We start from the raw sequence: 26,499 nt of genomic DNA on the forward strand, positions 1-26,499 counted from the left end.
TACCCTTTGCGCCTTTGCGCCTTTGCGTGAGAAAATTATCTTTATGACTCTTGACTCCTACCAACAATATCCAATGGTACAGGTAGAAGATTCGCAATTGCTGTCGTTAAATTGGTATTTTCGAGGATTGTAATTTCCTGTGCAGTTAACCAATCAGCATTGTAAACTGTTTCGAGATAGCGATCGCCTCGGTCAGGATTAAGTAGTAACATAGTTTGAGGTTTAGTAAATCTTTGGCCATCCGCTAAAGCTGCGGCGACAATTGCACCAGTGGAAGCACCTAAAAGCATTCCTTCCTGTTTAGCCAAAGCATGACAAACCGAAAACGCCAGCCTATCATCAACGCTATAAGCCGCGTCTAACACTTGCGGGTCAAAATTGGGGGGAACGAAGGATAAACCCAGTCCAGTCATCTTATAGGGGTGTCTGGGTGTACCAAAAATAGCCGATCCTGCCACATCAACACCAATAATTCTGGTTTGGGGATAATACTGTTTAAAATAGCGACTGATACCGCCTAATTGTCCGGCTGTACTGACTCCAATAGCGATAGCATCCGGCGCACCACCAAAAGCAGCTTCTATTTCCCGCGCTGTCCAAAGTTCATGGGCATCAGTATTACTAGGATTTTTATGTTGACAAGGATACCAAGCACCAGCAATATTTGTGGCTAATTCCTGAGCTTTTGCCATTCTTGCTACCTGCATCGAACCTTGAGCATCAGCCGCACTCAGAGGCACTTCTACTAATTCTGCACCATAAGCAGTAAGCATTCTCCGCATTGTTACAGGAGTTTTCGCATCAATGACAATCATCACCCTGTAACCCTTAGTTGCACCGACAATGGCTAACCCAATGCCAAAGTTACCAGAACTAGATTCAACAATTGTACCTCCTGGCCGCAATAAACCTTGTTTTTCGGCTTCATTCACCAGATAAGCCGCATTTTTTTCTTTAATACTCCCACCGGGATTACAAGATTCTAATTTTAAATATAAATGATGATGTTGACAACTGGGGTGAATTCGATTTAATTGAACTATGGGAACTTTACCTAACGCTTCTGTTACCGTTTTAAATAGCGGTGATGTTGGTAAGCTGCTTCTGAAGGTTGATTCTGGAGAGTAAGTAACCATCATTAATAGCCAAATACTGTTCATCTCCAAAAATGCCAACCCTAGATGAAATAGAGATGAAATTGGTCAACTAAATATAAGTTTTTAGTTCCTGTAATGCTAAATGTGGGTTGATTTCTCTTATATGGAAATAGCTTATAATGCAGAATTATAAGCTTTAACTAACAAATCAATTCCCGTAATTGCCCCACCCACAACAACAGCATCAGCACCTAAATCTAAGGCTTTTCTTGCCATTGCTGGTGAAGAAATACCGCCTTCACAAATAACAAAAGTATCAAGATTTTCTATGATTTGGGTGAGTAATTCCCAACCAGGAGGAGCAAAATTTTTAGTTTCTGTAGTGTAGCTAACTAGAGTAGTTCCCACTATATCAGCACCAGCATCAACAGCTAATTTTGCTGCGGCAAATGTATCTACATCTGCCATAACTGGTTTACCCAATTCTTGATGAATACTGTTAATAATATCAATTAATTTTTCATCACCAGGACGATTTCTCATCGTAGCATCTATAGCAATAATATCTGCACCTGCTTGTGCCACAGCTACAGCGTGATGAAACTGTGGTGTAATGTAAACATCAGAACCGGTTATGACTTGTTTCCAGAGTCCAATAATTGGTACTTGTACTTTTTCTCTCACAGCTTTAATATGATTTGGCGTATCAATTCTCACGCCAACAGCACCATTATTAACAGCAGCTTGCGCCATTGCTGCAATTACATAAGCATCATGTAATGGAGAATTTACAGGTGCTTGACAGGAAACAATTAATCCTTTTTGTAAATTAGTCATTTTTGATTTTTGATTTTTAATTGTTTAACAAATTCTGGGAGTTTAATTCAATTTACGAATTACAAATTAGGAATTACAAATTACGAATTACGAATTACGAATTACGAATTACAAATTAGGAATTACAAATTAGGAATTACAAATTAGGAATTACGAATTACGAATTACGAATTACGAATTACGAATTACGAATTACGAATTACGAATTATTTTAATTGATTTGGTATCCAGATAGTAAAAATTGAACCTATGCTTACAGTCGATTCTACTTCAATTCGACCGCGATGAAGTTCTATAATTTGTTTAGTTAAAGCTAAACCAACTCCTGTACCTTCATAGCGACGACGATAGGGTGTATCAAGTTGCTGAAATTTTTCAAATAGTAGTGGTAATTGATCTTCTGGGATGCCAATACCAGTATCTTCAATTTGAAAAACAGCAGTGTCATCTTCTACCCACAAACGCAAAGTAACGCTGCCACCTGCGGGAGTAAACTTGATAGCATTAGCTAATAAATTCCAGAGAATTTGTTCTACTCTTCCAGAATCAGCAGTAAATAAATCGCGCAAAGGGTTAATTTGTAAATCGAGTTTAAGAGTAACTTTTTCGCTGTTTGCTTTTTCTGATAATGATTCTAGTGCATTTTCTGCTGTTTTGATCAAAGAAAATTCAGAAATATTTAATATTGCTTTACCAGCCTCAATTTGTGATAAATCGAGGATGTCATTAATCATTTCTAATAAATGTTCACCACTGTCATGGATAGTTTGTAAATAATTACGTTGTCGTTGGCTTAACTCACCCAAAGGCCAACGTAATAATGTCGAAGACATCCCAATCACATAAGTTAAAGGTGTGAGCAATTCATGACTGATTGTAGCCAGAAATTCACTTCTGAGACGACTGGCGGCTTCTGCGGCTAGTAGTGCTTCCCGCATTGCCATAGTCCGTTCAATCACTCGTTGTTCTAAAGTTTGTTTTTCTTGAGTTAGTGTTTGCGTAGCATCTCGTAAAGAATGCATTAAATCACTTTGATGAATAGCAATCGCTAATTGTTCTGCAATTGAATTTAATAAGTTTTTTTCACTTTCTTGCCATACACGAGGAACATGACATTGGTGAGCAATTAAAAGCCCCCAAAGTTTTTCTTCAAACATAATTGGGGCTGCTAATTTTGCCCGAATTTGGTTTGTCCTTAAAAAATTTAATAAACACACTTCCAGTGCATAGGTTTTTTCCACATCATCAACAGCTAAGATAAAACCTTGACGATATTTTTCCCAACAGTGAGAAATGCGCGTCAGACATTCTTTTTCTTGAAAATTTAACACAGAGGTAATATTGTCTGTAGCACGGGCTTCATAAACTATACAACCCCAGCAATTTTCATTATTCTGTTCTAAGGATTGAGAATTAACTGAACTTAGGATTAAATCTTGTGTATGTTGAGTCTTGACTTTAAGCGGCTCAAATTTATAAATTACTAATCTATCTAATTCTAGAAATTCACGTACTTGTGTAATTGCCGTTGCCATAATTACTGGCAAATTTAGGCTTTTGCGGATTTGTGTATTTACTTGATTTAACAGACGTTCTTGAGCAATCTGTTTTATCAAGGCATTTTCCACCGACTGACAACTAAAATTCTCTGGAGAAATTAAATTGGCAGGTACTGTTAAATCTATGTTGAAATCAGGGAGCAGATATTCTAATAATAACAGCGTAAATTTACTTTGGAGTGTGGCATCATTAGGAGCAAGAAGTTGCTGATATTGCTCAAGATTTTGGTATGTGTCAGAATTAGACTCAAACAAATTTCGCAATTTAGAGACAAAAGATGCGATCGCTTCCTGATTAAATGTCAAACTAGCATTTAGGGCTGAGTCAATTTCTTGATTTTCCAGCTTTTGGGTTCCCACCAACAGTGCATTAAATCCCTGAGAAACCACCAGTTTAAACCTTTGTTCTTGCCATTCTACAGGCAGTTTTATCCGAACCAGTACAGCTTCGGTCAGCACTAAAGCATCACTTTCTACCGCTGGAACCATTTGCTGTAATAATTCTCCAAGCTGATTAAATACACTTAAAGGCAAGGTTCGAGAAAAGCCCAAATCAGGAGAAATAAGCATTTTCAAAAATGTGGTGAGAGGGGCTAAATGCTGGATTTAGAAGTTGTTTTTGATTGTGTACTAACCAACAGTGTAAAACGGTAAAAGAGAATTATGCATCGTATAAGTGCTACACCAGGGGGATGGAATCAGTCGGAAGGCGTAATTTTCCTTGAACAAACCCCATCACCTTTCGTGTTAATCACGGCTGCCGATACCGACATTCAAACCCTAGCAGCTGTCGTTACCAAATTACCTGCCCAATTTCCACAAATTAGAGTAGCCAACCTGTTACAACTACAACAACAAATAAGTATAGATGCTTATGCTGAACAAGTATTAGAATCAGCCCAAGTGATCGTTCTCCGTTTAATTGGTGGAAGTTCTTACTGGGGTTATGGCTTGGAAGTGGTACAAGAAATTGTGCAACGTAATAGTACAACCCTTATTGTAATGCCAGGAGACGACGGACTTGATCTTGATTTAATCTCTAAATCTACGATTTCTTTAGAAATTGTTAAGCAAATTTGGCAATACTTTCAGGAAGGTGGTATTGAAAATTTCCTGAACGCCCTCCAATTTATCGCTGATACAGCCCTCTCTACCTCGTTTAATCCCCCACCACCACAACCTGTTCCTCGTGTGGGAATGTATGAGAGGTTGGGGATTGGGAACTGGGGACTGGGGACTGGGGAAGAATTTTCTTCTACTTCTTCCACTTCCACTTCTACTCTGTCACCGTGGCGTAGCACCTGTCACCTGTCACCTTCTAAAGTTGGTATTTTGTTTTACCGCGCTCATTATTTGGCGGGAAATACTAAGGTTATTGATGCTTTATGTGCGGCTTTAGTAGAAAAAAATTTACAACCTGTACCAGTGTTTGTTTCTTCGTTGCGTGAACCTGGTGTGAGTGAACAGTTGTATGAGTTATTTCAGCCGAAAGATGGACAGCATATTGATTGTTTACTCAATACCACCAGTTTTTCCCTAGCACGGTTGGAAACAGAAACACCGCAAATCGAACTTTGGGAAAAATTAGATGTCCCCGTTTTACAAGTAATTCTCTGTGCTAGTTCCGTGGAACAGTGGGAGTCACAGTCACAAGGTTTGACACCCCGTGATATGGCGATGAATGTGGCATTACCAGAGGTAGACGGGAGGATTATTAGTCGGGCTGTGTCCTTTAAAAGTTTGCAAACTCGCAATAATGATTTAGAAACAGATGTGGTAATTTATGAACCAAAGAGCGATCGCATTGATTTTGTCGCTCAATTAGCCGCAAATTGGGTAAGATTACGCCAAAAAACGCCCCAAGAACGCCGCATAGCTCTAATTTTAGCAAATTACCCCAACACCAATGGTCGCCTTGCTAATGGCGTAGGACTTGACACTCCTGCTAGTTGTGTGGAAATTCTCAAAGCTTTACAGTTGGCTGGTTATGAAGTCGGAGATATCCCAGCGACTGGTGATGAATTAATTCAACTTCTCACATCTGGCGTTACTAATGATCCTGAAGGAAAAGATTGGAAACCAATACAGCAAGGTCTTTCGGCGCAAGAATATCGAGAGTATTTTGCTGGTTTACCAGAAACTGTGCAGGAAGGTATTAGTGGCCGTTGGGGATTTTTTGGAGAAACGAACCACAGAGGCACAGAGGTCGCAGAGGATGAGGAGGTTTTAGCTATTTGTGGGATTCAATTTGGTAATGTTTTTGTGGGGATTCAGCCTTCACGGGGTTATGATCTTGACCCTAGTTTGAATTATCATGCGCCGGATTTGGAGCCTACTCACGCTTATTTGGCTTTTTACTATTGGGTGCGGGAAAAAAATTCTAGTTGTTTTGGGGCTGATGCGATCGCTCATGTCGGTAAACATGGAAACTTAGAATGGCTACCTGGTAAAAGTATTGCCTTATCTAAAACTTGTTATCCTGAAGTTGCTTTTGGAGCTATGCCTCACCTATATCCGTTTATTGTCAATGATCCTGGTGAGGGTTCTCAAGCTAAACGCCGCGCCCAAGCAGTAATTATTGACCATCTCACACCGCCAATGACTCGCGCTCAATTATATGGTGCATTGCAACAGGTAGAAAATTTAATTGATGAATACTACGAAGCCGCAAGTTTAGATCCTACCCGTTTACCAACAATACGCGATCGCATTCAAGAATTAGTCATCAAAGAAAATCTCTATAAAGACTTAGGAATTACCGACGCAAAAGACATCTTAAATTTTGAAACCTTAATCTTAAATTCCCTAGATGGCTATTTGTGCGAACTCAAAGAAGCCCAAATCCGCGATGGACTCCACATTTTCGGTCAATGTCCCCAAGGTACACAACTACGAGACTTAATAGTAGCGATCGCCCGCCTCCCCAACCGCCATTCCATCGGCATTACCCGCGCCATAGCCCAAGAATGGGGCTTAGATATAGACCCCCTCACGGATGATTTTTCAACCCCTCTCTCTGCACCTTCTCGCCTTTGTGAGAGGCTAAACTCTTGCCACATCATCGGCGATGTAGTAGAACTCCTAGAAGCAGAAGCCGCCTTTTTAGTCGAAGAACTCATAAATTCCCAGTCCCCCGTAGGGGCGGGGTCTCCCCGCCCTCTCCAGCCATCCTCCGTCACCACTACTCTCGACTGGATACAGTCCAAACTCCTCCCCGCACTGCAAAAAACCACCGAAGAAATCACCAACTTCTTACGCGGACTAGATGGAAAATATATTCCCAGCGCAGCTTCTGGCGCACCCACACGTGGCCGTCCAGAAGTCCTCCCCACAGGTAAGAACTTTTACGCCGTGGATATTCGCGCCATTCCCACAGAAACCGCTTGGGATGTTGGCAGAAACGCCGCCGAAAGCCTGATTGAAACCTACACCCAAGAACATGGAGAATATCCTAAAACTTTAGGTTTATCATTATGGGGAACTGCTACCATGCGAACTGGTGGCGATGATATGGCTGAGGCTTTGGCTTTAATCGGTGTTCAACCTGTTTGGGATGGTGCAGCCAGAAGAGTAGTAGATTTTGAAATTTTGCCTTTATCTATTTTGGGTCGTCCCCGTGTGGATGTGACTTTAAGAATTTCAGGATTTTTCCGAGATGCTTTTCCCAACTTGATTGATTTATTTTCCCAAGCTGTCACAGCCGTAGCCGCATTAGATGAACCGACAGATGAAAACCCTTTAGCAGAAGCAGTTCGTCAAGATACTGACTTATGGACTCAAGAGGGTTTAAGTTTAGAAGCGGCACAAGAGCGATCGCAATATCGTGTCTTTGGTTCTAAACCAGGTGCTTACGGTGCAGGACTCCAAGGCTTAATCGCCTCCCAAAATTGGCAAGATGATCAGGATTTAGCCCGCGCTTACATGAATTGGAGTTCTTACGCTTATTCTGGGGGAACAGGGAACAGGGAACAGGGAACAGAGAAGAGTAAACAGACAACGGAAGATAATAATACTGTCACCTGTCACCTGTCACCTGTCACCTCTATGGAAGCATTTGAGCAACGCTTGAAGCAAATGCAAATTGTACTGCACAATCAAGACAACCGGGAACACGATTTACTCGATTCTGATGATTATTACCAATTTCAGGGTGGCTTAACCGCAGCGGTGCGTTCTCTCCAAGGAAAAAATCCTCAAACCTATTTTGGTGACAATTCCATTCCCAGCCAGCCAAAAGTCCGCCAACTCAAAGCAGAAATTGCGCGGGTATATCGTTCTCGTGTAGTTAATCCCAAATGGATTGCGGGAGTTATGCGTCACGGTTACAAGGGTGCATTTGAAATGGCCGCGACTGTAGATTTCTTATTTGCCTACGATGCTACCGCTCAATGTGTAGAAGATCATATGTATCAGGGTATCGTCCAGGCATATTTACAAGATCCAATTGTCTGTGAATTCATCCAAGAAAAGAACCCGTGGGCGTTGCGTGATATTTCCGAAAGACTATTAGAAGCACATCAGCGCGGTTTATGGCAGGATGTCAGCACACAGACCTTGGCAGATTTAAGAAACCTAGTACATCAAGCTGAAGCCGCAATTGAAGAAATATAAAGTGGTTTAGGAAACAAATATGGAAAATATTGCGTATTTGCACCTAGCTTTTGCCTATGAAGATAGTGAATTCGGTGAATTAGCTTCTCTATTTCACCCAGCCGCCATACCAGACTGGAAACGCCTTTCTAGCAAGGCTTGGAAGTATATGCTTCCCGTTGTGTTAATTCTCTCTATTTTCAGTTCTGTGGGTAGCGTTTTGGCATTAGAAAAAGGCGATCAAGGCCCTTCTGTCAAAAATCTGCAACAAAAGTTAAACACAGCCGGTTTCTATCGAGATCCCATTACTGAAGTCTATGACTCTTCTACAGAAGATGCTGTCCGAGACTTTCAAAAAGCTGCTGGTTTGCCGATTAATGGGGTTTTTGAAGTTAAAACTTGGCAAAAATTAGAAAGTTGGCAAAAAACGCCAGAAAGTACAACAACCAAAACTGCTACAGCACCAACGCAAAGCACTACAACCAGTAATCCCAGTTATGTAACTAACAAGCGTCAAAATCCCAAACTCATTACTAAAGGTGATGAAGGTGAACACGTGAAAGTTTTACAAGCACGCTTGCGAATTGCTGGTTTTTATTTTGGGAATCCGAGTGGTATATTTGGTCCAATTACGGAGGAAGCTGTTAAACGATTTCAAAAAGCTTATAAGTTAAGCGCTGACGGTATTGTTGGACCAACTACACTGGCTAAATTACCGCCAGTAGATGCAGAAAGTGGGGAAGATACTCTAAACAAGGAAGTTAATCGAGATCAACTCAGTTTAGGCGATCGCGGTGAAGCTGTCAGAATTCTCCAAGAACAATTAATCAAAGCCGGATATCTAGACGGACAACCCAATGGTTACTATGGTTCTTACACCGCAGATGCTGTTAGTCGCTTTCAAAAACATCATCACTTAGAAGCTAACAGCATTGCTGGAACTACTACCCGCTCTAAGTTACATCACTTAGCTAAAATCTCACCCAACAGCGATTTTAGTGTTTTGGAAGTTCAAATGCGACTACAGGAGAAAGGTTTTTATAAGGGATCAATCAACGGCATCATGGCAGAAGACACTAAAAAAGCAATCAAACGCGCCCAAGAGTTCTATGGCGTTAGCTCCGGTGATATCATCAGCGGCAGCTTTTAGCACAGTCCGACAAAGATAACTATCGAGTTGAAAAATGATCAAAAGCTGATGCAACAAACTTTCTTTTCTCCAGCCAGACTGCCTCATTCCACTAGCAGCTGCTTAGATTGGGCAGAGGATTCCCCCACTAACCGATTATAGGGCAACACGAAGACGCGCAGAGTTTTTAGCCTGGTGACTCACCCTGATGCTAAAGCGGCATTAATGCCCTTTGGCATTTGGGACAAACGGCATGAATTGTCAGTTGACAGTCAAGTAGGTGAAAACCTTCTTTTTGGGCTGTTTTTACGCCAATTTTTAAAATTGACTCATTTTTGAACTCAATTGTGGTGTTACACTTAACACAAATTAAGTGATGATGGTGATGGGGATAGGGCTGGTTAAGTTCATAATGTTTATGTCCTTCACCTAGTTCCAGTTCTCGCAAAATCCCCATTCTCGCCATCAACTTCAAAGTCCGATAGATGGTTGATAGACTTATCCCTTCGCCGTCAGTTTCTAGGCGATGATAAAGATCCTCGGCGCTTAAATGTTCACCTTGCGGAAGTTCTTGAAAAATGTGTAGAATTGTTTCGCGCTGTGGAGTTAAACGCCAGCCTCGGTCGTTTAGTTCTGCCTTGAGTGAACCAGTTGTGTAGACAGTCATACTAAATTTTCTCAACAAAGCCTGTTAATTGAGAATATAACAAATTTTAGGCTTGATTTGCAACAAATATAGCTTATTGAGAATATTTGCTATTTGTTATTTGTCAGGTGACAATTTTAAATCTCAAGGTTAGAATTTGGTATGGCCGTTGCCAGTGACTGCATTTACAGAAACTGCTCATAAAACCGAGTCACCAAAAACCTTCAAGCTTATTCAGTGTTCAAGCCCTTCATGTAGTAGGATGGCAACAACTTCAATCCAGAAAGGTAGCAAAAGCTGATGTCAGCAGCTTTTCACCTTCTGCCCCCTGTACTAAGTTAAAGACTCTAAATAGTCGCGGATCAGGTTACGGCGTTTGGGTTGGCGCAGTTTTTGTAAAGCCTTAGATTCAATTTGTCGTACACGTTCTCTTGATAAGTCAAGGGCGCGGCCAATTTCAGCTAATGAGTAAGGATGACCATCGGATAAACCAAAACGCATGAGGATGACATCACGCTCACGGCTAGTGAGATCCTCTAGTAAATTTTGCAAATCTTTTTGTAAAGATTCTCGCATTAACATTTCTTCTGGAGTGACGCTATCAGTCTCCAGCAATTCGCCCAACTCAGTATCTTTATCTTTACCGACTTTGGTTTCTAAAGAAACTGAACGAGGTACACGCAACAAAACTTCCCTGACTTGCACAGGTGTCATGTCTAATTCAATTGCTAAGTCTTCTAAGGTGGGAGTACGACCTTTTTCTTGAGCAATTTTACGTTGGGCTTTTTTAATTTTGTTGAGTTTTTCTGTAATATGTACAGGGAGGCGAATTGTGCGGCTAGAAGTGGCGATCGCTCTGGTAATTCCCTGCCGAATCCACCAATACGCATAAGTACTAAAACGATAACCCTTAGTGGGGTCAAATTTTTCCACGGCTCGTTCTAAACCTAAAGTCCCTTCTTGGACTAAATCTAACAATTCCAAGCCACGATTTTGATACTTCTTGGCCACAGAAACTACCAGGCGCAGATTCGCCTTAATCATATGTTCTTTGGCTTGGAGTCCTTGTGACTGAACTTTTTCTAGTTCTTCTACTGTCAACTTAGCAATTTCTGCCCAGCGACGTTTACCTGCTGACAAAGTAGGCTTGAGATCCGATAACTCAATCCCCGCAGTAGTAGCCCATCTTTCCAAGGAAGGGCGATGTCCTAATTCAGAGGATAAACGCTCTTGAACTTCGACTAATCTCAGATAGGGTGCAATCACTTCGTCTCCTTCTTTGGCCGCATTCGCAAGAACTATTCGCATTCGCAAATATCGTTGCACTTTTTGGGCTTCTGCAACTTCTTCATCCCGACCTAACAACCGCACCCGACCAATTTCTTGAAGATATAGACGTACTAAGTCTGTACTCCGACGGTTATTGTTAGCGGCTAAATTATGAGAATCAACAGCAGCTATTTCTATATCTTGCAAATCATCTAAAGACAAGTCACTGTCATCAATAGTTAAATCAGAGTCTAATGTGGGGCTAGACTTGTGGGCATCGTAGGCGGCATCTGTGTAAAAAGATGTTGCTGGCATAATGTCTTAATTGCTCCAGGTAACAATAGATTACGGTCAGCTAAAATTAGTTCAGCAAAATCAACTGTTGCTATTGTTCCCGTAATTTACGATGAACGAACATTGTTGATGTTTACAGTACAATTCTTTGCAAATTCTTGTACTAGTTATTTTTGTTACATTTTACTTGGCTTGTTCAGCAACTATCGTTCTTGAGATTGAACCAATAGCTGTGAATCAGCCAGTCATGTGAATGAAACGCCTAAAGACCTGACGGAACAGTAGTTAAAAGTTACAAATTCCCCAAAGTGTTACTAGGCTGTAAATTAGTAATTACTGAGTTAACACTGTACTTTTGAGCTAAATTAACCGTTATTTTTATAACCAGGTATAAACATATTCATAGTAATTTTGCTGTTTATAAAGTACATAGTTATATTTACACGACTAGGGAAGTAATTTCCTGACGATTTAGCACTTTTTTTAGTGATTATTTGGTCATGAGCCGATGTCAGTTCCGAAATAATGCTGATAGCACAGCGTTACAGAAGCCATAGCTTTAGTGGATATACTCTGGCTTGATATCTCGTAACATTAGTTTATCCAGGGCTTGTTGAGGTGTAACCTCAGCCTCAAGTAAACGATAGACCTGTTCAGTAATAGGGATAGGGATATTTTGCTGCTGGGATATTTGCATTAAAACCCGGCAAGTGTTCACTCCTTCAGCGGTTCCTGGTAAATTAGCTATAATTTTTGTCAGAGTTTTGCCACAAGCTAATTGGTATCCAACTTGGTAATTGCGACTTAAGGGGCTATTGCAAGTGGCTAACAAATCCCCTAGACCTGATAAACCGTAAAATGTTTCCGTCTTTGCACCAAAGATGTTACCAATGCGAACCATTTCTGTCAAGCCACGAGTGACTAAAGCAGCTTTAGCATTGGTTCCTAAATGCAGTCCATCACATACCCCAGCTGCGATCGCTATCACATTTTTGATTGTACCCCCCAGTTCTACACCCACGGGGTCAGGGTTTGTATATACACGGAATCGATTGGAAGAAAATACTTGCTGTACCATTTGGGCAGCAGCCGTATTTTTGCTGGCTACTACTGTTGCAGCTGGTAATTCCTGTTCAATTTCTGGAGATAAATTTGGACCGGAAAGTACCACTACTGGATGATCAGGAAATTGCGTTTGCCAAATTTGCGAAGGTGTGCGGGTAGTTTGCGGTTCTAGTCCCTTTGTGGCTGTGACAAAAATTGTCTCTGGAGACAAGGGACAAGATTTAACTAGAGAGGCGACACTACTCACACCTTTCATAGAGATAGCCGAAAGGATGATTTCGGCATTGAATAAAACTGTTTCTAGAGTCTGGGAACTCTGACGCGACCACAAGCATACTTGATGACCGTTTATCTGTGCCAAATTTGCTAAGGCTGTACCCCAAGCACCAGCACCCAGAATAACAACAAATTTTGGATTTTCGATTTTGGGTTTTCGAGTAGTCATTATTAAAATCAAGTTGCGTGATTGGGAATTGGGGATTTCCCCCATGTCCCCGCGTCCCCTTTCCTAGCGAGGGTAACGTTCCATTAATTCCCTAACTTGCTCTGCATGATAAGAGCTTCTTGTCAATGGTGAAGAAACAATTTGTAAAAAGCCTATTTCTTCCCCATATACTTTCCAAGCTGCAAATTGTTCTGGAGTGATAAAGTCTGATATTTGCAAATGTTTTTGACTAGGTTGGAGATATTGCCCAATGGTCAAAATATCACAATCTACTGCTCGTAGATCCTGCATGACTTGACGAACTTCTACATCAGTTTCACCTAAACCCACCATAATACCCGATTTGGTGTATGTGCTGGGTGCAATTTGGCGGGAGCGTTGTAGTAACTCCATTGTTCGTTGATAATTACCTTGAGGACGTACCCGACGATACAAGCGTGATATCGTTTCTGTGTTGTGGTTGAGTACCTCTGGTGCAGCTTGGAGAATAATTTCCAGTGCATTCCAATTTCCGCATAAATCAGGAATCAACACCTCTATTGTAGTGTTAGGTGAGACGCTACGAACTGCGGTAATACACTTAACAAACTGAGATGCACCACCATCGGGTAGGTCATCACGGTTAACGGAAGTAATCACAACGTGATTAAGCCGCATTCGTCGGACTGCTTCTGCTAGTCGTGTGGGTTCGGTAGCATCTAGGGGTTGAGGTTTTTTCTCAAAATCAATATCACAATAAGGACAAGCTCTAGTACAAGCAGGTCCCATAATTAAAAATGTGGCGGTTCCTGCATTGAAGCACTCACCAATATTGGGACAAGATGCTTCTTCACAAACCGTATTCAGAGCTAAATCCCGCAAAATTTCTTTAACGTTACCAACGCGCTCCCACTGAGGCGCTTTTACCCGCAACCAGTCTGGTTTTACAGTCACAATCCACTTTTACCACTGAAGTTATACACATTTAATCCTAGCAAGCAAAGACCGCTGTGAAAGATATATGATTTGTGATTTTTTTCTGCTTATGATATCATCATAATGATATTTATATATTTATAACGGGATGTGGCGCAGCTTGGTAGCGCACTTCGTTCGGGACGAAGGGGCCGCTGGTTCGAATCCAGTCATCCCGATTTTATTGTGTCTTTTGCCGGATTACTTATCCGCGTTGATGAAATACCTAATGATCATAATTAAAGAGCGATTCCTAAGTTGCGCTTCGCAATCGCACATTTGGATGAAGGTAAAGCTGTTATTTCTGTGAGGTTAGATGTTATTATGACTTACGCATTGACAAGATTCCTCAAATATGTAATATGAATTATATTTCTTGTAGGGTGCGTCAGACACGATATTTTCACAAAAAACAGATTCTCTCTATCTGACGCACCTTACTCAATAAGTGATTCCCAAAGGCGAAAACGACGCAATTTCGTTCATTCACATCATGGCAGATTCGTACAGTGCGTAAGTCCTAGTTATTTATCAGAAGTTACCAAAAAAATTAACTTCTTAAATACTCAAACACACGGCGTAAAGCCGAAGCTTGCCTACAATTATAGAATTTACGCAAGGGTAACAATAAAAATCTGTTGTAGGGTGCGTCAGACTGCATAAATCCCGCAAATAAACAGATTGTTGATATCTGACGCACTTTTTTAACTTCTAACAGGCCAAAATCCTTTACCTGTAAAGTTTTCAGATTTATCTGGCTAACGCCACGCTACGCTATCAGCAAGCCTTATGTATATTCTATCAATATCTAAAAATTGCTGCCACCGTTGCTTCATTTAGCATCTCTTGAGATTTGATAGTGTAAACTTTGCCACTATTTAAAATAGTATGAACAGCAGCAAAATCTAACATATCTTCATCATCTGCTTCTGCTTCTGTGTGTAAATCCACCGTCGTTGTTTCTAAATTAAATTTTCCCCATTTATGTTCACCCACAGATATAAATAAATAATCAACTCGGTGATAGTAAGCCGCAGGAATGATTTCTTTAATATCACTATTAGCCTTGCTATTACCTTCACCAGCTAATTGGTTATAAAGTGCTATTGCTGCTTTTTTATTTTCCTGAAACGATGGTGCAACAATTCTCCAAGCTTGATCATGTAATTCTCTTAAATTCAACAGTTCTGGATTACCAGTAATACCTTCTATTAACAAATGAGGATAGGTATTTGCTTGTTGATAAATTGGCAAAAGATACTCTACTCCTGCTAATACCAAAGGCGCTTTTTCTTCTCGTAACTTTTCATGTATAGCTCCATCAATAGCGTAGCAAAATTGTAGAATATCTTCTTCATGCTTCTCTCGGTCAGGACTACCTTGTCCATGAACAGAACCTGGATGTTGAGCAGAAGCAGTTGCTCCTCTAGTTATACCAATTCTATGCTGGATACCTTTTTGTAACTCATCTTCCATGAGAGTATCTGCTAGAGAATTCGGCATATTTTCTAGTTGAATTTCATGGAGACTATGGGCTGTTCCTGCAAAAATTCTCACCTTTTTTTGACTCAAAGCCAAAACGTAGAAATTCCCATCATTATTAATTAAATGCAGTAAAGGCTTGAGATGAAATTGCTCACCAACAACTACCAATTCTGGAAATTCAATAGGTACAGAATAGTAACGAAATAAATTTTGGGAACTAAAAATTACCAATCCCTGATCTTGGTGTTCCCAGAAATCAACTTTATCGAGTTCCATAACTGGTGTAAGCAGATTTGCAGCTTGAGTTTGGCTTATTCCTATTGCATTTAAGCGTTCCTCGGCTTCCCGAACTAAATTTTTGAAGCGAATGGGATTTTGTCGAATCTCTGACCCGGCTTTATGGGTATGCATATACATAGATACACAAGGGTGTTCGGGATTTGCAACTAAAGTTTTGAGTTCATCAATAGACAATAGCTTCATCTTCTGATTTTGTCCACGTTAAGAAATTGGAATAATCTAGATTTATTCAACCTCTATTGTGGTATCACTGCATCTTTCTTTTGACCGGAAATTACATTCTCATATTCCTTTCTTTAGATAGAATTATATGATTTACAATTCACCCATACACACCAATTATGTTGCCCAATTCTATGCTGTGTAAAAATTCCCTTTCTTGTGAGGTTTGATAGGGCTAAAGCCCTGACTACTAACTTCTCTTTTATTCAGCTTTAGCAATGTGAGGATTAGTTCTTGGTGAATTCATACCTTTATTTACGAAACCTAAAGTTACACGTTTCATTAACCAGTACAAACCCGAAAGCACCACAAAGGTAATCAAGATAATTACCAAAGGCTGTTTACCAAAAAGTTCTTCAACACCTTTAGTCAATATGGCATCTGGCTGAGTAATAAAATCCCAACTGTTGAAACGCAAAAACCGTCCCCAATAAATCCCAACAGCAGAAAGAGCATGAGTAATTAATTCAACACCAAAAACCCATTTATTTTTGCCAATGCGTTGCAAATAGTAACCTAAATTGATCAGGGAGATGACATAAGCTTCAAATCCACCTAAAATTACTAGCAGATAAGTAGGTATTAGCACTAATGTAATTATCCAGACCGATGAAATTCTGCGGATATCATCAATTAAGTGAATTACATCAGTCAACAGATAGGGCGCATTGGGCAAAAACGCATAGAAAGCCAAGAATCCTAGCCACCAGACCCAAGAGCGGCCGCGTTTAGTGCGAAATAACCAAATACTCAAAACCAGGGGAATAAAAGCCAAAAATAAATTCCAAGTCATCCAACGTATATTAATTTGTAATACTTGGGTAACTCTGGCTATCAGTTCAATCAATTCTGCTTTCATACGCAATAAGTTTTCTTCAAATAGAGTGATTTGATTAAATCAACAATCCCTGTCTTCTTTATTGGGGTTGACTACAATACTCATTCAGCTGATTCCCGAATGTATCAGATTGTTTACCAGCCGTTTTTGCTGCTGCTGTCAGTGCTGAGTCAATATCTGCTCTGGCTTCTTGGATTTTTTCCCTCCCAGCAGATGATGCTTCTGCTGTTTTAGCTGCACCAAGAGCCTTAGCTGCTGTGGAGATGGATTGACTAAGATTATCAAAAACTTTCACGAACTTGCTTTGAAACTCTTTCAGTTTGGGATCTGTTAACCGTAATTCCCCAATTGATTTAGTAACATTTTTCAAATCTCTGGATAATTGTAAACTAGTTGTTACTTGTTTTCCTTTATTGGTATCAATCAAAGATGTACCTTGGTTGACAGCTTTAATCAATCGTTGACACTGGGAAATTTTACTCTCACTACAACCAGTCACCAACAAAACAATACTGAGACTAACAGGAGCAATAATAGTATACTTACGTAAAATGAACATTAATTTATTAATTTCTCAACAGCAGTAAAGTCCCATTAATACTAGCCAATAATTTAGCAATTGTGGTGTAAATCAATTGGGTGAAATTTTAAATCCACAAATTCGTAATTCGAGTTATTAATTACGAATTACGAATTACGAATTACCAATCTACGGGCAAACCTAACTGATCTAAAGTATTCCCATCTTGCAAAAGTGACTGAATATCGCTATCTATTTGAATTTGACCAGCAGAGAGAACTAAAGCGCGTTGAGTAACTCTACCTAACCAATGTAGGTCATGGGAAGCAATTAACATTACTTGCACCGGCAATTTTAATAATACTTGGGCTAAATGTCTTCTCCATGCTGGATCAAGTCCGTTGGTTGGCTCGTCTAGAATGAGAATTGATGGCTCTAAGGCTAATATGGTGGCTAGAGCGGCTAAACGTCGTTGTCCTCCTGATAGTTCATGGGCGGAACGATGAGCATAGGCTTCTAGACCAAAATCAGCTAATAATTGTCGGGCTTTATCAGTTGCTATTGCTGGTGAGATACCGTAGTTGCGTGGACCAAAGGTGACATCTTCTAAGATGGTGGGCATAAATAATTGGTCGTTGGCATCTTGGAAGGTAAAGCCGATTTGCTGGCGTATTTGGGGTAAGGTGCGTGGTTCTACGGGAATGCCATTGATGAAAATTGCACCACTATGGGGATGTTTTAAGCCAATTAGGGTTTCTAGTAAGGTGCTTTTACCTGAGCCGGTTGCACCCATTAGAGCGATGCGATCGCCTGCATTTAAGCTAAAAGAAATTTCGTTTAATACTGGTTCCTCGTGAGAATAGGCATATACCAGATTTTTCACCTCAATCACAGCATTGTGATGGGGAGAGATTGAAGTTTGGGGATTAGATGTTAGAGATGTCAAAATTCACCACTCAAATATAAATGGTCATTGGTCATTGGTCATTGGTCATTGGTCATTTGCATTCTGACTTGTGAGTTTTGACCTGTGACTTTTGACGGTAAATAACTAGTACAGCTAAAAGTAGGAATTGAAGGTTATACAAGTAGCAGTTATTCCTACTGTTATTAGTGTAAAACGTTCTTTTGGTCTGAGGGTGGAATCTATGGGTAATTGTCCGTTATAACCACGGGCGATCATGGCGCTGTAAACTCGTTCTGACCTTTCTAAAGTCCTGAGATACAAAGCTCCAATCATCGCGGCACTAGCATAGCGTAGCCATCCCCCAGCACCATTTAAACCGCGTAATTGGGCGCTACGTTGCATTCGTGCTACTTCTGAGAGCAAAATTTCTAAGTATTGACCAGCCAAGAGTAAATTTTGCTTTAATGGGGCTGGCACGGGTAAGCCTTTGAGGGCGATACCGAAACTATGGGGCGGTAAAGTTAACAAAAAGCTATTCATGGTAATTAAACAAATTAGGGAACGCACGAGCAAAAAACTAGCTCGTTCCCATCCCAAAGGTAAAGCTACCAAAGACAGAAAAATTAATTCTGTACCTAGTAACCCGCCTAATTTGCGAATAGGGACGCGTAATAGGAACATCCACAAAAGTGCGATCGCTCCATACACAACTAAATTAGACCAGGCATAATGCTTTAATAAAGCTGCCCCAATCACGATTACTAGGGACAGTTGCAAGCGTAAAGGCAGGGAAATTTTCAGCGAAATTTTAAGCATTTTTTGGTTTCATGACTTTGGCAATTCCAAAAGCAACCCCAAAGCAAGCCGTTGCTCCCACCAATCCAGCGATACTAGTACCGATTTCTCCTAAACCTTTAATTTCATAATCAGCTAAGGGTGTGGGTGAAATTACTCGCACATTCTCAGCTAAGTTAATAAAGCCAATATTTTCTGCCACTTTTTCTAAACCATCCGGCCAAGCTGAGGCAAATAAGGACAACACACCAGCAACTAGAAATATGCTGACAATGGGAACCAACCACCCGCGAAACTTTTCTTCTTCTCCTGGTAATAAATCTGGTCTGGCTGTGGCTAGGTAAGTCAAGACACCTCCTGTAATCAAACCTTCACCAATACCAATCAAAATATGTACACCTGTCATGGTGGGTAAAACTATGTTGACTGGTGCTGTTCCAGAAAGGGCTAATTCAATCGCACAAGCAATAGCGGCTACTACGACACTAACACCGGCAGCAATACCAGCAGCTAGGGGTAAACGTGCCTTGGAACCCCCAAATAGTCTTTGTAAGGTTTGGGTTAATATCCAACCTGTCCACACTCCCACTACAGCCATATTCAAAATATTTGCACCTAAAGCGGTAATGCCACCATCGGCAAATAGTACGGCTTGAATAATTAAAACTGTGGCAATACACAACATTCCTGCCCAAGGACAACCCAAAATGATTGCTGCTAAGGTTCCTCCTAACAGGTGTCCGCTGGTTCCCCCGGCGACGGGAAAATTAATCATTTGGGCGGCAAAGATAAACGCAGTAGTTAAACCTAGTATCGGAGCGCGACGAATTCCCAAACCTTCTTGCGATCGCCCAAAAGCAATAAACAAAGCTGCTGCACTCGCTAAACTAGTCGCTCCTGCCACTGGTGCAGAAATAAATCCATCAGGTATATGCATATTCTGGCTTTTATTTTCCTGTTTTTTTCACACTAATGCCAGCAATATAATTACGGCATCAATTTAATAACAAACTATAAATTTCCTTTTTTTACAATGCCATATTGGGGGATTTTTAGCGGCTACTTAGGAAAGATTTATAATAATAAATACGTTTAATATTATACTTATTTTTTATAAAATTAATTTTTGTCAATTTATTTTACTTGAATATTTATCAAAATTTAAAAAACAATTTAAAATTCAAAATCCAAAATTCCAAATTCAAAACCCAAAGACACAAAAAACTCTGGCGTTGCATAATTGCGGGATGATTTGAGAATCTGCATCAATATATAATCACCGCGTCACCGCGTCTCCTTCCGCGTCAGCCTCAATCATCCTCTTATTCAGCAACGCCAAAACTCTTTGCGCCTCTGCATGAGACTATTTCAAACTATGCACCTTCCCGCAACTTATCTAAAACACTGCGGTCTTCCAAAGTAGAAGTATCACCAGACACCTCTTGACCAGCGGCTAAATTCCGCAATAACCGCCGCATAATTTTCCCGGAACGGGTTTTAGGTAAAGCATCAGTAAACCTGATTTCACCAGGACGGGCGATCGCACCAATTTCACTCACAACGTGCTTTTTCAGTTCCTTACTCAGTTCTTCACTGGCTTGATAAGTCCCCTCTAAAGTCACAAAAGCTACAACTTCCTCACCTTTCAAATCATCGGGTTTACCCACCACAGCAGCTTCAGCAACCGCAGGATGAGACACCAACGCAGATTCTACTTCCATCGTTCCTAAACGGTGTCCAGAAACATTGAGGACATCATCAACACGCCCCATAACCCAAAAATAGCCGTCTTCATCCTTTCTTGCACCATCGCCGGCAAAATAAGTATATTTACTATCTTTGGGCGGAATATGTTCCCAGTAAGTGCGGCGGAAGCGCTCAGGATCACCGTACACAGTCCGCATCATTCCCGGCCAAGGATAACGAATTGCTAAATAACCACCTTCGTTATCAGGGACAGAATTACCGTCTAAATCCACCACATCCGCAATAATACCGGGGAAGGGGAGAGTGGCTGAACCTGGTTTAGTGGGAATTGCCCCAGGTAAAGGTGTAATCATAATCCCACCTGTTTCCGTTTGCCACCAAGTATCTACAATCGGACAGCGTTCACCACCAATGATTTTGTGATACCACATCCAAGCTTCGGGGTTAATGGGTTCACCTACAGTTCCCAGTAGTCGCAGAGAAGAAAGATTCCGCGCTTTGGGTAAATGTTCACCCATTTTAATAAATGTCCGAATTGCCGTCGGTGCAGTATAAAAAATATTGACACCATGCTTTTCAATAATATCCCAAGTACACCCAGGATTAGAAGCACGGGGCGCACCTTCATACATGAGAGTTGTTGCACCATTGGAGAGGGGTCCATAGACAATATAACTATGTCCAGTAATCCAACCTACATCAGCAGTACACCAATATACATCTGTGTCTTGTAAATCAAAAATCCATTTGGTGGTGATATGACTGTATAAGTTATAACCGCCTGTAGTATGAACAACTCCCTTAGGTTTGCCGGTACTACCGGAAGTGTAGAGAACAAACAGCATATCCTCGCTGTCCATTGGTTCTGCGGGACAATCAGCAGAAACGCCTTTTTGTAAATCATGCCACCAATGGTCGCGTCCTGCTGTCATGTGCGTTGTTTGATTTGTGCGTTTGACAACTAGCACATCTGTAATGCTGGGAACGGCATTATTTTCTAAAGCTTTATCTACCTGTTCTTTGAGGGGGACAATTGCATCTTTGCGCCAACCACCATCAGCTGTTATGACTAGTTTAGCCTCAGCATCATTCAAGCGATCGCGCAAAGCTTCGGCACTAAATCCCCCAAAAACTACGCTGTGTGGTGCGCCAATTCTGGCACAGGCTAACATAGCAATCGCCGCTTCAGGAATCATTGGCATATAGATACCAATGCGATCGCCTTTTTTCGCTCCCAACTGCTTTAGCACATTGGCAAATTGACAAACTTCCCGATGTAGTTGAGCATAAGTAAGAGTACGAGAATCTCCGGGTTCTCCTTCCCAAATCAAGGCAGCTTTATTTTTGCGCCAAGTTGTAAGATGTCTGTCAAGACAATTGTAAGAAATATTAATTTTACCGTTGACAAACCACTTAGCAAAAGGTGGTTGCCAATCTAGTACAGTGTCCCATTTTTGAAACCAGTGCAACTCAGTTGCTGCTAATTCTGCCCAGAATTGTTGAGGATCAGCTTTAGCTTGATTATATATCAGCTGATAGTCTTCTAAGCTTTTGATATGGGCTTTTTGCGAAAATTCACTCTGAGGATGGAAGAGGCGCTTTTCTTGTAAGATGGATTCTATAGTCGGTTGAGACATGGTAATGTATGCAAACGATATTGTGACTGAAAACTATTTTTAACGGAGTTGTGTCAAATAGTGTTGATATTTTCGTTAAGCTGGGTAAAAGTCTCCAAGTTACTCAGATTACACTAACCGCTATTAAGCCAGGATATGCAGTTGACGGCAAGTTAAAGCTGAAAAAAATATTAAGTGTAATTTAGAAAATTCCAAATTACACCTCTTGCCCCTTGCAAAAAGGTAAGATAACAGTGTATTGCTAAGTTAATAGGTATTTTACATCTATTGACTGGGTTGAAACCTGTAGTCTAAGGGAATAAAACTTCGTCAATAAAAATACTTTGGATAGATTGTTGTAAATGGCATCCTTTTTTTAAACCAAATTTAAACCAAAATTTAATCAATCATGATTGAGAACATCCGCAGAAAAGGTATAAATTCTTAACAAAATCGTTAGTTACTCAAAAGCAGGGCGTAGTTTGCAAGCAAAAGAAATAAAGGATAAACTAAAATCACTGACCGAGCAAGCCTCTTTGATAGATCCTCAATTAGCGAAAAGACTAAATGAGATCAATCGTTGGGTTAGATTTACTCGTCCTGGTTCTTTGACTGCTAAACCATTTGTTCTGGCCTTTCTCCTAGAAGTAATTACGGATTCTAAAATTTGGCTAATCATTCAATCTTTACCTTCAGAAGCAGCACGGAAAGCAAAATTCGATCAAATGACACCAAATGAGAGGTACTGGTATAGTTACCTTTTCCCTAGGTGGATAAACTCAACTGATTCCAAATTTTATATTTGGAAGAAAAAAATTATGTCGGGAGAGTTTAATCAGTTTGATGGTGATATTATTAAGTTAATAGCTCAAGATGTAGTTCGTCGGGAAGGGAGCTTTTGGCAGCGTTATATTGCCGACCTTTCTATGGCAACAGACTTAATCATCAGTAATCATCAACAAAAACCACTTTGTATTCAAGTTACCAGTGTTAGCGAAGAATTTCATCGCCAAAAGTATGAGAAGTGGCAAAATTCACTGCAATTGTGGGAAATAGAGAGAGGATTGTTCCTAAGTTACAATCCCGGAGAAAGTAACTTTATCAATCAGTTAGTAAATGTGGCGCTGTATAACAGTGATCATCTGTCGGAAGGAAAGTATATCAATTTTTCCTGAAGTCAAATTTTTGCTCTCTGTCTAATATTTGTGTCCTAGCCTACATCGTTACCTGCTCAAGACAGCATTTATGATTAACCAACAAGAAATGAACAGCATTACTCAAGTGGATGAATTTGCTGAGATTTTAGCAGCGGCTCGGAGAATGCAGCAAGATTGGCTAGAACATGGTTTAAATTTTGTCCATCTTTATGTTGAAGATGTAGAGGGAGATTGGTTAGAAACTTGGGGAGATGATGAAATATCTAATTCTTTATTCGATTCTATTAAGGAATTTCTAGTAAGTAATGATGATGTAGCCCTGAAGATTAGATATTGTTTAGGAGACAAACCACTGTTTGATTTAGCAGTAAATTTAGAAGAATGTCTGAGGATTTCTAGAGAAGATGAAAAAGCATCTGCTGTGAGAGATATTTTAGCTGCTTATCTTGATATTTATGATCCCAATTTACTTGATTTAGCAAATAATTTGCTAGATAAGTTGTTGTAATATTGCAGCCAAATGCAAGAGTCAGGAGTCAGAATAAATTTTACCTCTGCTATCCTGACGTATGATGCAATACAGCAGATTGTAGGGTACAAAATTTAAGAACAAAGCCATATAAAAAAAGTTTCAACCCTGTTTCCTGTTGTAATTTTTTCATAAATCAAAGCGGATTCCCATAGCAGATGACAGTCTAAAAAGTCTTTTAGTGTCCTAATCGCCCTGTCTGTTGCTATATATAAAAAAAGACTTGGAGTTTTTTGAAAATTCCAAGTCTGAAATTAAGATTTATTGATTTCTAAAGTTTTCGCTTAAAGTGTCAAAGATTGAGGATTAGTTTCAATCAAATTAGCTAAATCTTTCAAGAATGCTGCTGCATTAGCGCCGTAAATAATCCGGTGATCACAGGTAATATTAACTTTCATTTGTTGACGAACACCAAACAAACCATCAGCAGTGGCGATCACTTGCGGACGAGAGGCGGCGATCGCTAAAATTGAACCTTGTCCAGGTGGCAAAATTGCATCAAATGTATCTACACCAAACATTCCCAAATTAGACAGTGTGAAAGTGCCACTGTTGTATTCATCTGGTTGTAGTTGTTTAGCTCTAGCCTTATCCACCAAAGATTTCCAATTGCGAGATAGAGAATAAATATCTACTGCATCTGCTTTTTGCAATACTGGTGTAATCAATCCACCATCATCCATTGCTACTGCTACAGCAACATTGATATGAGGATGATAAACAATTCCTTGGTCGGAATAGCTGGCATTTAATAAAGGGTGTTTTTGTAATGTCACCGCTACAGCTTTTGCTAATAGCGCTGTCATTGTCACTCCTTTAGATTTAATTTGCTTATAAAGTTTGTCTAGTCCATCAGTAGTAATTGTGTAACTGACATGGAATGTAGGTACAGACAAGCTTGTTACCATATTCCGTACTACTGCATTTTGTAGCGTAGTTAATGGTACTACCTGACCAGGAATAGCACTGCTAACAACTGGGGCGGCTGCGGGTGTTAGTTTAGCAGGTGCTTGGGCTGTGGTGGTGATAACAGGTTGAGTGGGAGTAATAGCAGGGGTAGTAGGTTGCTTAACTTTACCAACGGAGGTTTCTACATCTTCGGCGACAATCCGACCGTAAGGACCACTACCTTTCAGGCTATTTAAATCAACCCGGAGTTCTTTTGCTAACTTACGAGCGCGAGGTGAAGCTACTAGCCGATCTTCTCGATGGTTGGAGCCATTTTGAGAGGCTGTAGCAGGTGTAGCTACTGTTGCAGCTGCGGCCACGGGTATGGGTGCGGGTGTTTCAGCCACAGCACTTCCTCCACCAGCCATAGCTTTGGCAGTTTCGATTTCTGCTTCTGTTTCAGCAACGTAAGCGATAGCCGCGCCAATGGAGGCGCTTTCACCAGCGGGGACGATAATATGGGCAAGAAATCCTTCATAGAAAGATTCCACATCCATATCAGCCTTATCTGACTCGACAACCACCACTGTTTCGCCTTTTTCCACTTTATCCCCCGGCGATTTTACCCAAGAAACGATTTTCCCCTCTGTCATGGTGGAACTCAGCGCCGGCATAAATACTTCATGAATGCTCATAATGGTGGTTTCAGAATCAATAATTTTATGGACTTTAACAGCTGTTGCCAGATCGAATTGTATCTTGGCACGAGAATTTTAGGTGATGAAAGGGTCTGAGAATTGAGGACAAATCAAGTCAAAAGTCACAAGAGAAGATAATTTTCTCTTCTAGCTGAGGAACTGCTACCTCTAATTGGAACCTAACGGGTTGGGTGATGTCTATATACATAGCAATTATTGGTAGTTAGTCAAGAGGAACTAAAATTATTGCTATATATCTATGTATCTCTGTTCCTCACCGCTAGGAAGATACATAGAAAATCTGCTTATTAGCAGTGGTTGGGGGTGAGAGCAAAATCTAGAATTCAAAATGGTCGTTAACCTGTTTGAAATTGCCCTTTAATACTATTACTATGTCGGCAAAGTTCAAATTGTTTTTAATTTTGACACTCAGCATATTTGCCGCTGCTGCTGGGGTTTATGTAATTCAGCATCAGCCAGCTGCATTGATCAATGTAACTGCCAATGAGCAACAGCAACAACTAGCTGTAGAAAAACAATCCTCAGAATTTCTGGCTTACCCTGAGCGTTCTCATTATAAAATCATACCTTTAGAAAGTATCAACTCTACTCTCCAAGGTAGTGATCCTGCGGCTCTGGCTTTAAATGCTCTGGATGAAGTGGCATCAGGGGCTAAAATACGTAAAGTCGAGGTTGCTTATCCTCAACCTAATCAAGCATTAGTGACAATTACACAAGTCAAGCCGACTAAAGATAATTCTGTGCGTGCGATTAGATACCGGATGGAAATGAGTCGCTTTGGGCGATCGCTGTTAGTGAGTTCTCCGCCAATATGGGAGATTATCTGGGTTGGTTCCCAGGTGCAATGTTTCTCTAGTAGTCAAGACAAGACTAAATTCACAAACTCCTGTCGTTAGTCATTGCTCAATGATCAGTTACTTACAGAAGATGT

Annotated in this window: 21 protein-coding genes and 1 tRNA gene; 7 read left to right on the top strand and 15 right to left on the bottom strand. The window is 40.5% G+C overall.

Annotation, left to right across the window (positions count from 1 at the left end; all coding sequences use genetic code 11):
- Nucleotides 1-41: 41 nt before the first annotated feature.
- From ANA7108_RS0113335 to ANA7108_RS0113345, 3 genes are all read right to left on the bottom strand, one after another.
- Nucleotides 42-1,160: a PLP-dependent cysteine synthase family protein gene (locus ANA7108_RS0113335; protein WP_144052383.1), complete on the bottom strand. Its 1,119-nt coding sequence runs from the start codon at nucleotides 1,158-1,160 to the stop codon at nucleotides 42-44.
- 111 nt (nucleotides 1,161-1,271) lie between these two features.
- Entirely contained in the window at nucleotides 1,272-1,955 is a 684-nt protein-coding gene (locus ANA7108_RS0113340; protein ID WP_255345029.1) for an N-acetylmannosamine-6-phosphate 2-epimerase, read from the bottom strand.
- A 185-nt stretch (nucleotides 1,956-2,140) separates the two neighbouring features.
- A complete protein-coding gene (locus tag ANA7108_RS0113345; protein WP_016951301.1) occupies nucleotides 2,141-4,063 on the bottom strand; it encodes a GAF domain-containing sensor histidine kinase in 1,923 nt (640 codons plus the stop codon).
- 93 nt (nucleotides 4,064-4,156) lie between these two features.
- Between ANA7108_RS0113345 and cobN the strand changes: the two genes are divergently transcribed.
- Nucleotides 4,157-8,104, top strand: coding sequence for a cobaltochelatase subunit CobN (cobN, locus tag ANA7108_RS0113350; protein WP_016951302.1), 3,948 nt, complete (start codon nucleotides 4,157-4,159; stop codon nucleotides 8,102-8,104).
- Between the two features lie 19 nt (nucleotides 8,105-8,123).
- On the top strand, nucleotides 8,124-9,233 hold the full coding sequence (locus ANA7108_RS0113355) for a peptidoglycan-binding protein (protein WP_016951303.1): 1,110 nt from the start codon (nucleotides 8,124-8,126) through the stop codon (nucleotides 9,231-9,233).
- 190 nt (nucleotides 9,234-9,423) lie between these two features.
- Here ANA7108_RS0113355 and ANA7108_RS0113360 read toward each other — a convergent pair whose 3' ends face one another.
- The 4 genes from ANA7108_RS0113360 to lipA all read right to left on the bottom strand — a co-directional run bounded on the left by ANA7108_RS0113360 (nucleotide 9,424) and on the right by lipA (nucleotide 13,864).
- On the bottom strand, nucleotides 9,424-9,879 hold the full coding sequence (locus ANA7108_RS0113360) for a Fur family transcriptional regulator (RefSeq protein WP_016951304.1): 456 nt from the start codon (nucleotides 9,877-9,879) through the stop codon (nucleotides 9,424-9,426).
- Between the two features lie 312 nt (nucleotides 9,880-10,191).
- Nucleotides 10,192-11,442: an RNA polymerase sigma factor SigC gene (sigC, locus tag ANA7108_RS0113365; RefSeq protein ID WP_016951305.1), complete on the bottom strand. Its 1,251-nt coding sequence runs from the start codon at nucleotides 11,440-11,442 to the stop codon at nucleotides 10,192-10,194.
- A gap of 538 nt (nucleotides 11,443-11,980) precedes the next feature.
- Nucleotides 11,981-12,931: an NAD(P)H-dependent glycerol-3-phosphate dehydrogenase gene (locus ANA7108_RS0113370; RefSeq protein WP_026104170.1), complete on the bottom strand. Its 951-nt coding sequence runs from the start codon at nucleotides 12,929-12,931 to the stop codon at nucleotides 11,981-11,983.
- 63 nt (nucleotides 12,932-12,994) lie between these two features.
- Nucleotides 12,995-13,864 (bottom strand): lipoyl synthase, encoded by an 870-nt coding sequence (gene lipA / locus ANA7108_RS0113375; RefSeq protein ID WP_016951307.1) that lies wholly within the window; start codon nucleotides 13,862-13,864, stop codon nucleotides 12,995-12,997.
- Between the two features lie 126 nt (nucleotides 13,865-13,990).
- Here lipA and ANA7108_RS0113380 point away from each other — a divergent pair.
- Nucleotides 13,991-14,064, top strand: a tRNA-Pro gene (locus tag ANA7108_RS0113380).
- A gap of 622 nt (nucleotides 14,065-14,686) precedes the next feature.
- Here the strand turns inward: ANA7108_RS0113380 and ANA7108_RS0113385 are convergent.
- From ANA7108_RS0113385 to acs, 7 genes are all read right to left on the bottom strand, one after another.
- Nucleotides 14,687-15,853: a hypothetical protein gene (locus tag ANA7108_RS0113385; RefSeq protein WP_016951308.1), complete on the bottom strand. Its 1,167-nt coding sequence runs from the start codon at nucleotides 15,851-15,853 to the stop codon at nucleotides 14,687-14,689.
- A 241-nt stretch (nucleotides 15,854-16,094) separates the two neighbouring features.
- Nucleotides 16,095-16,751 carry a DUF1361 domain-containing protein gene (locus ANA7108_RS0113390; RefSeq protein WP_016951309.1) on the bottom strand — a complete coding sequence of 219 codons (657 nt, stop codon included), beginning with the start codon at nucleotides 16,749-16,751 and terminating at the stop codon, nucleotides 16,095-16,097.
- A gap of 58 nt (nucleotides 16,752-16,809) precedes the next feature.
- A complete protein-coding gene (locus tag ANA7108_RS0113395) occupies nucleotides 16,810-17,289 on the bottom strand; it encodes a hypothetical protein (RefSeq protein ID WP_016951310.1) in 480 nt (159 codons plus the stop codon).
- Between the two features lie 142 nt (nucleotides 17,290-17,431).
- On the bottom strand, nucleotides 17,432-18,196 hold the full coding sequence (locus ANA7108_RS0113400) for an energy-coupling factor ABC transporter ATP-binding protein (RefSeq protein ID WP_016951311.1): 765 nt from the start codon (nucleotides 18,194-18,196) through the stop codon (nucleotides 17,432-17,434).
- A 114-nt stretch (nucleotides 18,197-18,310) separates the two neighbouring features.
- On the bottom strand, nucleotides 18,311-18,973 hold the full coding sequence (locus ANA7108_RS0113405) for an energy-coupling factor transporter transmembrane protein EcfT (RefSeq protein WP_016951312.1): 663 nt from the start codon (nucleotides 18,971-18,973) through the stop codon (nucleotides 18,311-18,313).
- Nucleotides 18,966-19,889, bottom strand: coding sequence for an energy-coupling factor ABC transporter permease (locus ANA7108_RS0113410; RefSeq protein ID WP_016951313.1), 924 nt, complete (start codon nucleotides 19,887-19,889; stop codon nucleotides 18,966-18,968). Before ANA7108_RS0113410 ends, ANA7108_RS0113405 begins: the two co-directional genes overlap by 8 nt.
- Before the next feature lie 436 nt (nucleotides 19,890-20,325).
- Nucleotides 20,326-22,296, bottom strand: coding sequence for an acetate--CoA ligase (gene acs / locus ANA7108_RS0113420; protein ID WP_016951315.1), 1,971 nt, complete (start codon nucleotides 22,294-22,296; stop codon nucleotides 20,326-20,328).
- A gap of 50 nt (nucleotides 22,297-22,346) precedes the next feature.
- Here acs and ANA7108_RS31200 point away from each other — a divergent pair, with 50 nt between their 5' ends.
- The 3 genes from ANA7108_RS31200 (at nucleotide 22,347) to ANA7108_RS0113430 (ending at nucleotide 23,940) form a co-directional block, all read left to right on the top strand.
- A complete protein-coding gene (locus tag ANA7108_RS31200) occupies nucleotides 22,347-22,481 on the top strand; it encodes a hypothetical protein (RefSeq protein ID WP_255344928.1) in 135 nt (44 codons plus the stop codon).
- Between the two features lie 276 nt (nucleotides 22,482-22,757).
- Complete coding sequence (locus ANA7108_RS0113425; protein ID WP_016951316.1) at nucleotides 22,758-23,450, top strand: hypothetical protein; 693 nt, start codon at nucleotides 22,758-22,760, stop codon at nucleotides 23,448-23,450.
- A gap of 70 nt (nucleotides 23,451-23,520) precedes the next feature.
- Nucleotides 23,521-23,940 carry a hypothetical protein gene (locus ANA7108_RS0113430; protein ID WP_016951317.1) on the top strand — a complete coding sequence of 140 codons (420 nt, stop codon included), beginning with the start codon at nucleotides 23,521-23,523 and terminating at the stop codon, nucleotides 23,938-23,940.
- A 305-nt stretch (nucleotides 23,941-24,245) separates the two neighbouring features.
- On the opposite strand, the gene ANA7108_RS0113435 is transcribed toward ANA7108_RS0113430, so the two are convergent.
- On the bottom strand, nucleotides 24,246-25,544 hold the full coding sequence (locus tag ANA7108_RS0113435) for a dihydrolipoamide acetyltransferase family protein (protein WP_026104171.1): 1,299 nt from the start codon (nucleotides 25,542-25,544) through the stop codon (nucleotides 24,246-24,248).
- Between the two features lie 395 nt (nucleotides 25,545-25,939).
- Between ANA7108_RS0113435 and ANA7108_RS0113440 the strand changes: the two genes are divergently transcribed.
- On the top strand, nucleotides 25,940-26,464 hold the full coding sequence (locus ANA7108_RS0113440) for a hypothetical protein (protein ID WP_016951319.1): 525 nt from the start codon (nucleotides 25,940-25,942) through the stop codon (nucleotides 26,462-26,464).
- Nucleotides 26,465-26,499: the final 35 nt, after the last annotated feature.

The sequence above is a fragment of the Anabaena sp. PCC 7108 genome, from assembly GCF_000332135.1.
Taxonomy (GTDB): Bacteria; Cyanobacteriota; Cyanobacteriia; order Cyanobacteriales; family Nostocaceae; genus Anabaena.

Coding starts and splice junctions, on each gene's coding strand:
- ANA7108_RS0113385 (WP_016951308.1), bottom strand. CDS start 15,853: ATGAAGCTATTGTCTATTGATGAACTCAAAACTTTAGTTGCAAATCCC.
- acs (WP_016951315.1), bottom strand. CDS start 22,296: ATGTCTCAACCGACTATAGAATCCATCTTACAAGAAAAGCGCCTCTTC.
- ANA7108_RS0113440 (WP_016951319.1), top strand. CDS start 25,940: ATGTCGGCAAAGTTCAAATTGTTTTTAATTTTGACACTCAGCATATTT.
- ANA7108_RS0113335 (WP_144052383.1), bottom strand. CDS start 1,160: ATGAACAGTATTTGGCTATTAATGATGGTTACTTACTCTCCAGAATCA.
- ANA7108_RS0113390 (WP_016951309.1), bottom strand. CDS start 16,751: ATGAAAGCAGAATTGATTGAACTGATAGCCAGAGTTACCCAAGTATTA.
- ANA7108_RS0113405 (WP_016951312.1), bottom strand. CDS start 18,973: ATGCTTAAAATTTCGCTGAAAATTTCCCTGCCTTTACGCTTGCAACTG.
- ANA7108_RS0113370 (WP_026104170.1), bottom strand. CDS start 12,931: ATGACTACTCGAAAACCCAAAATCGAAAATCCAAAATTTGTTGTTATT.
- ANA7108_RS0113435 (WP_026104171.1), bottom strand. CDS start 25,544: ATGAGCATTCATGAAGTATTTATGCCGGCGCTGAGTTCCACCATGACA.
- ANA7108_RS0113360 (WP_016951304.1), bottom strand. CDS start 9,879: ATGACTGTCTACACAACTGGTTCACTCAAGGCAGAACTAAACGACCGA.
- cobN (WP_016951302.1), top strand. CDS start 4,157: ATGCATCGTATAAGTGCTACACCAGGGGGATGGAATCAGTCGGAAGGC.
- ANA7108_RS0113355 (WP_016951303.1), top strand. CDS start 8,124: ATGGAAAATATTGCGTATTTGCACCTAGCTTTTGCCTATGAAGATAGT.
- ANA7108_RS0113430 (WP_016951317.1), top strand. CDS start 23,521: ATGATTAACCAACAAGAAATGAACAGCATTACTCAAGTGGATGAATTT.
- ANA7108_RS0113410 (WP_016951313.1), bottom strand. CDS start 19,889: ATGCATATACCTGATGGATTTATTTCTGCACCAGTGGCAGGAGCGACT.
- ANA7108_RS0113345 (WP_016951301.1), bottom strand. CDS start 4,063: ATGCTTATTTCTCCTGATTTGGGCTTTTCTCGAACCTTGCCTTTAAGT.
- sigC (WP_016951305.1), bottom strand. CDS start 11,442: ATGCCAGCAACATCTTTTTACACAGATGCCGCCTACGATGCCCACAAG.
- ANA7108_RS0113395 (WP_016951310.1), bottom strand. CDS start 17,289: ATGTTCATTTTACGTAAGTATACTATTATTGCTCCTGTTAGTCTCAGT.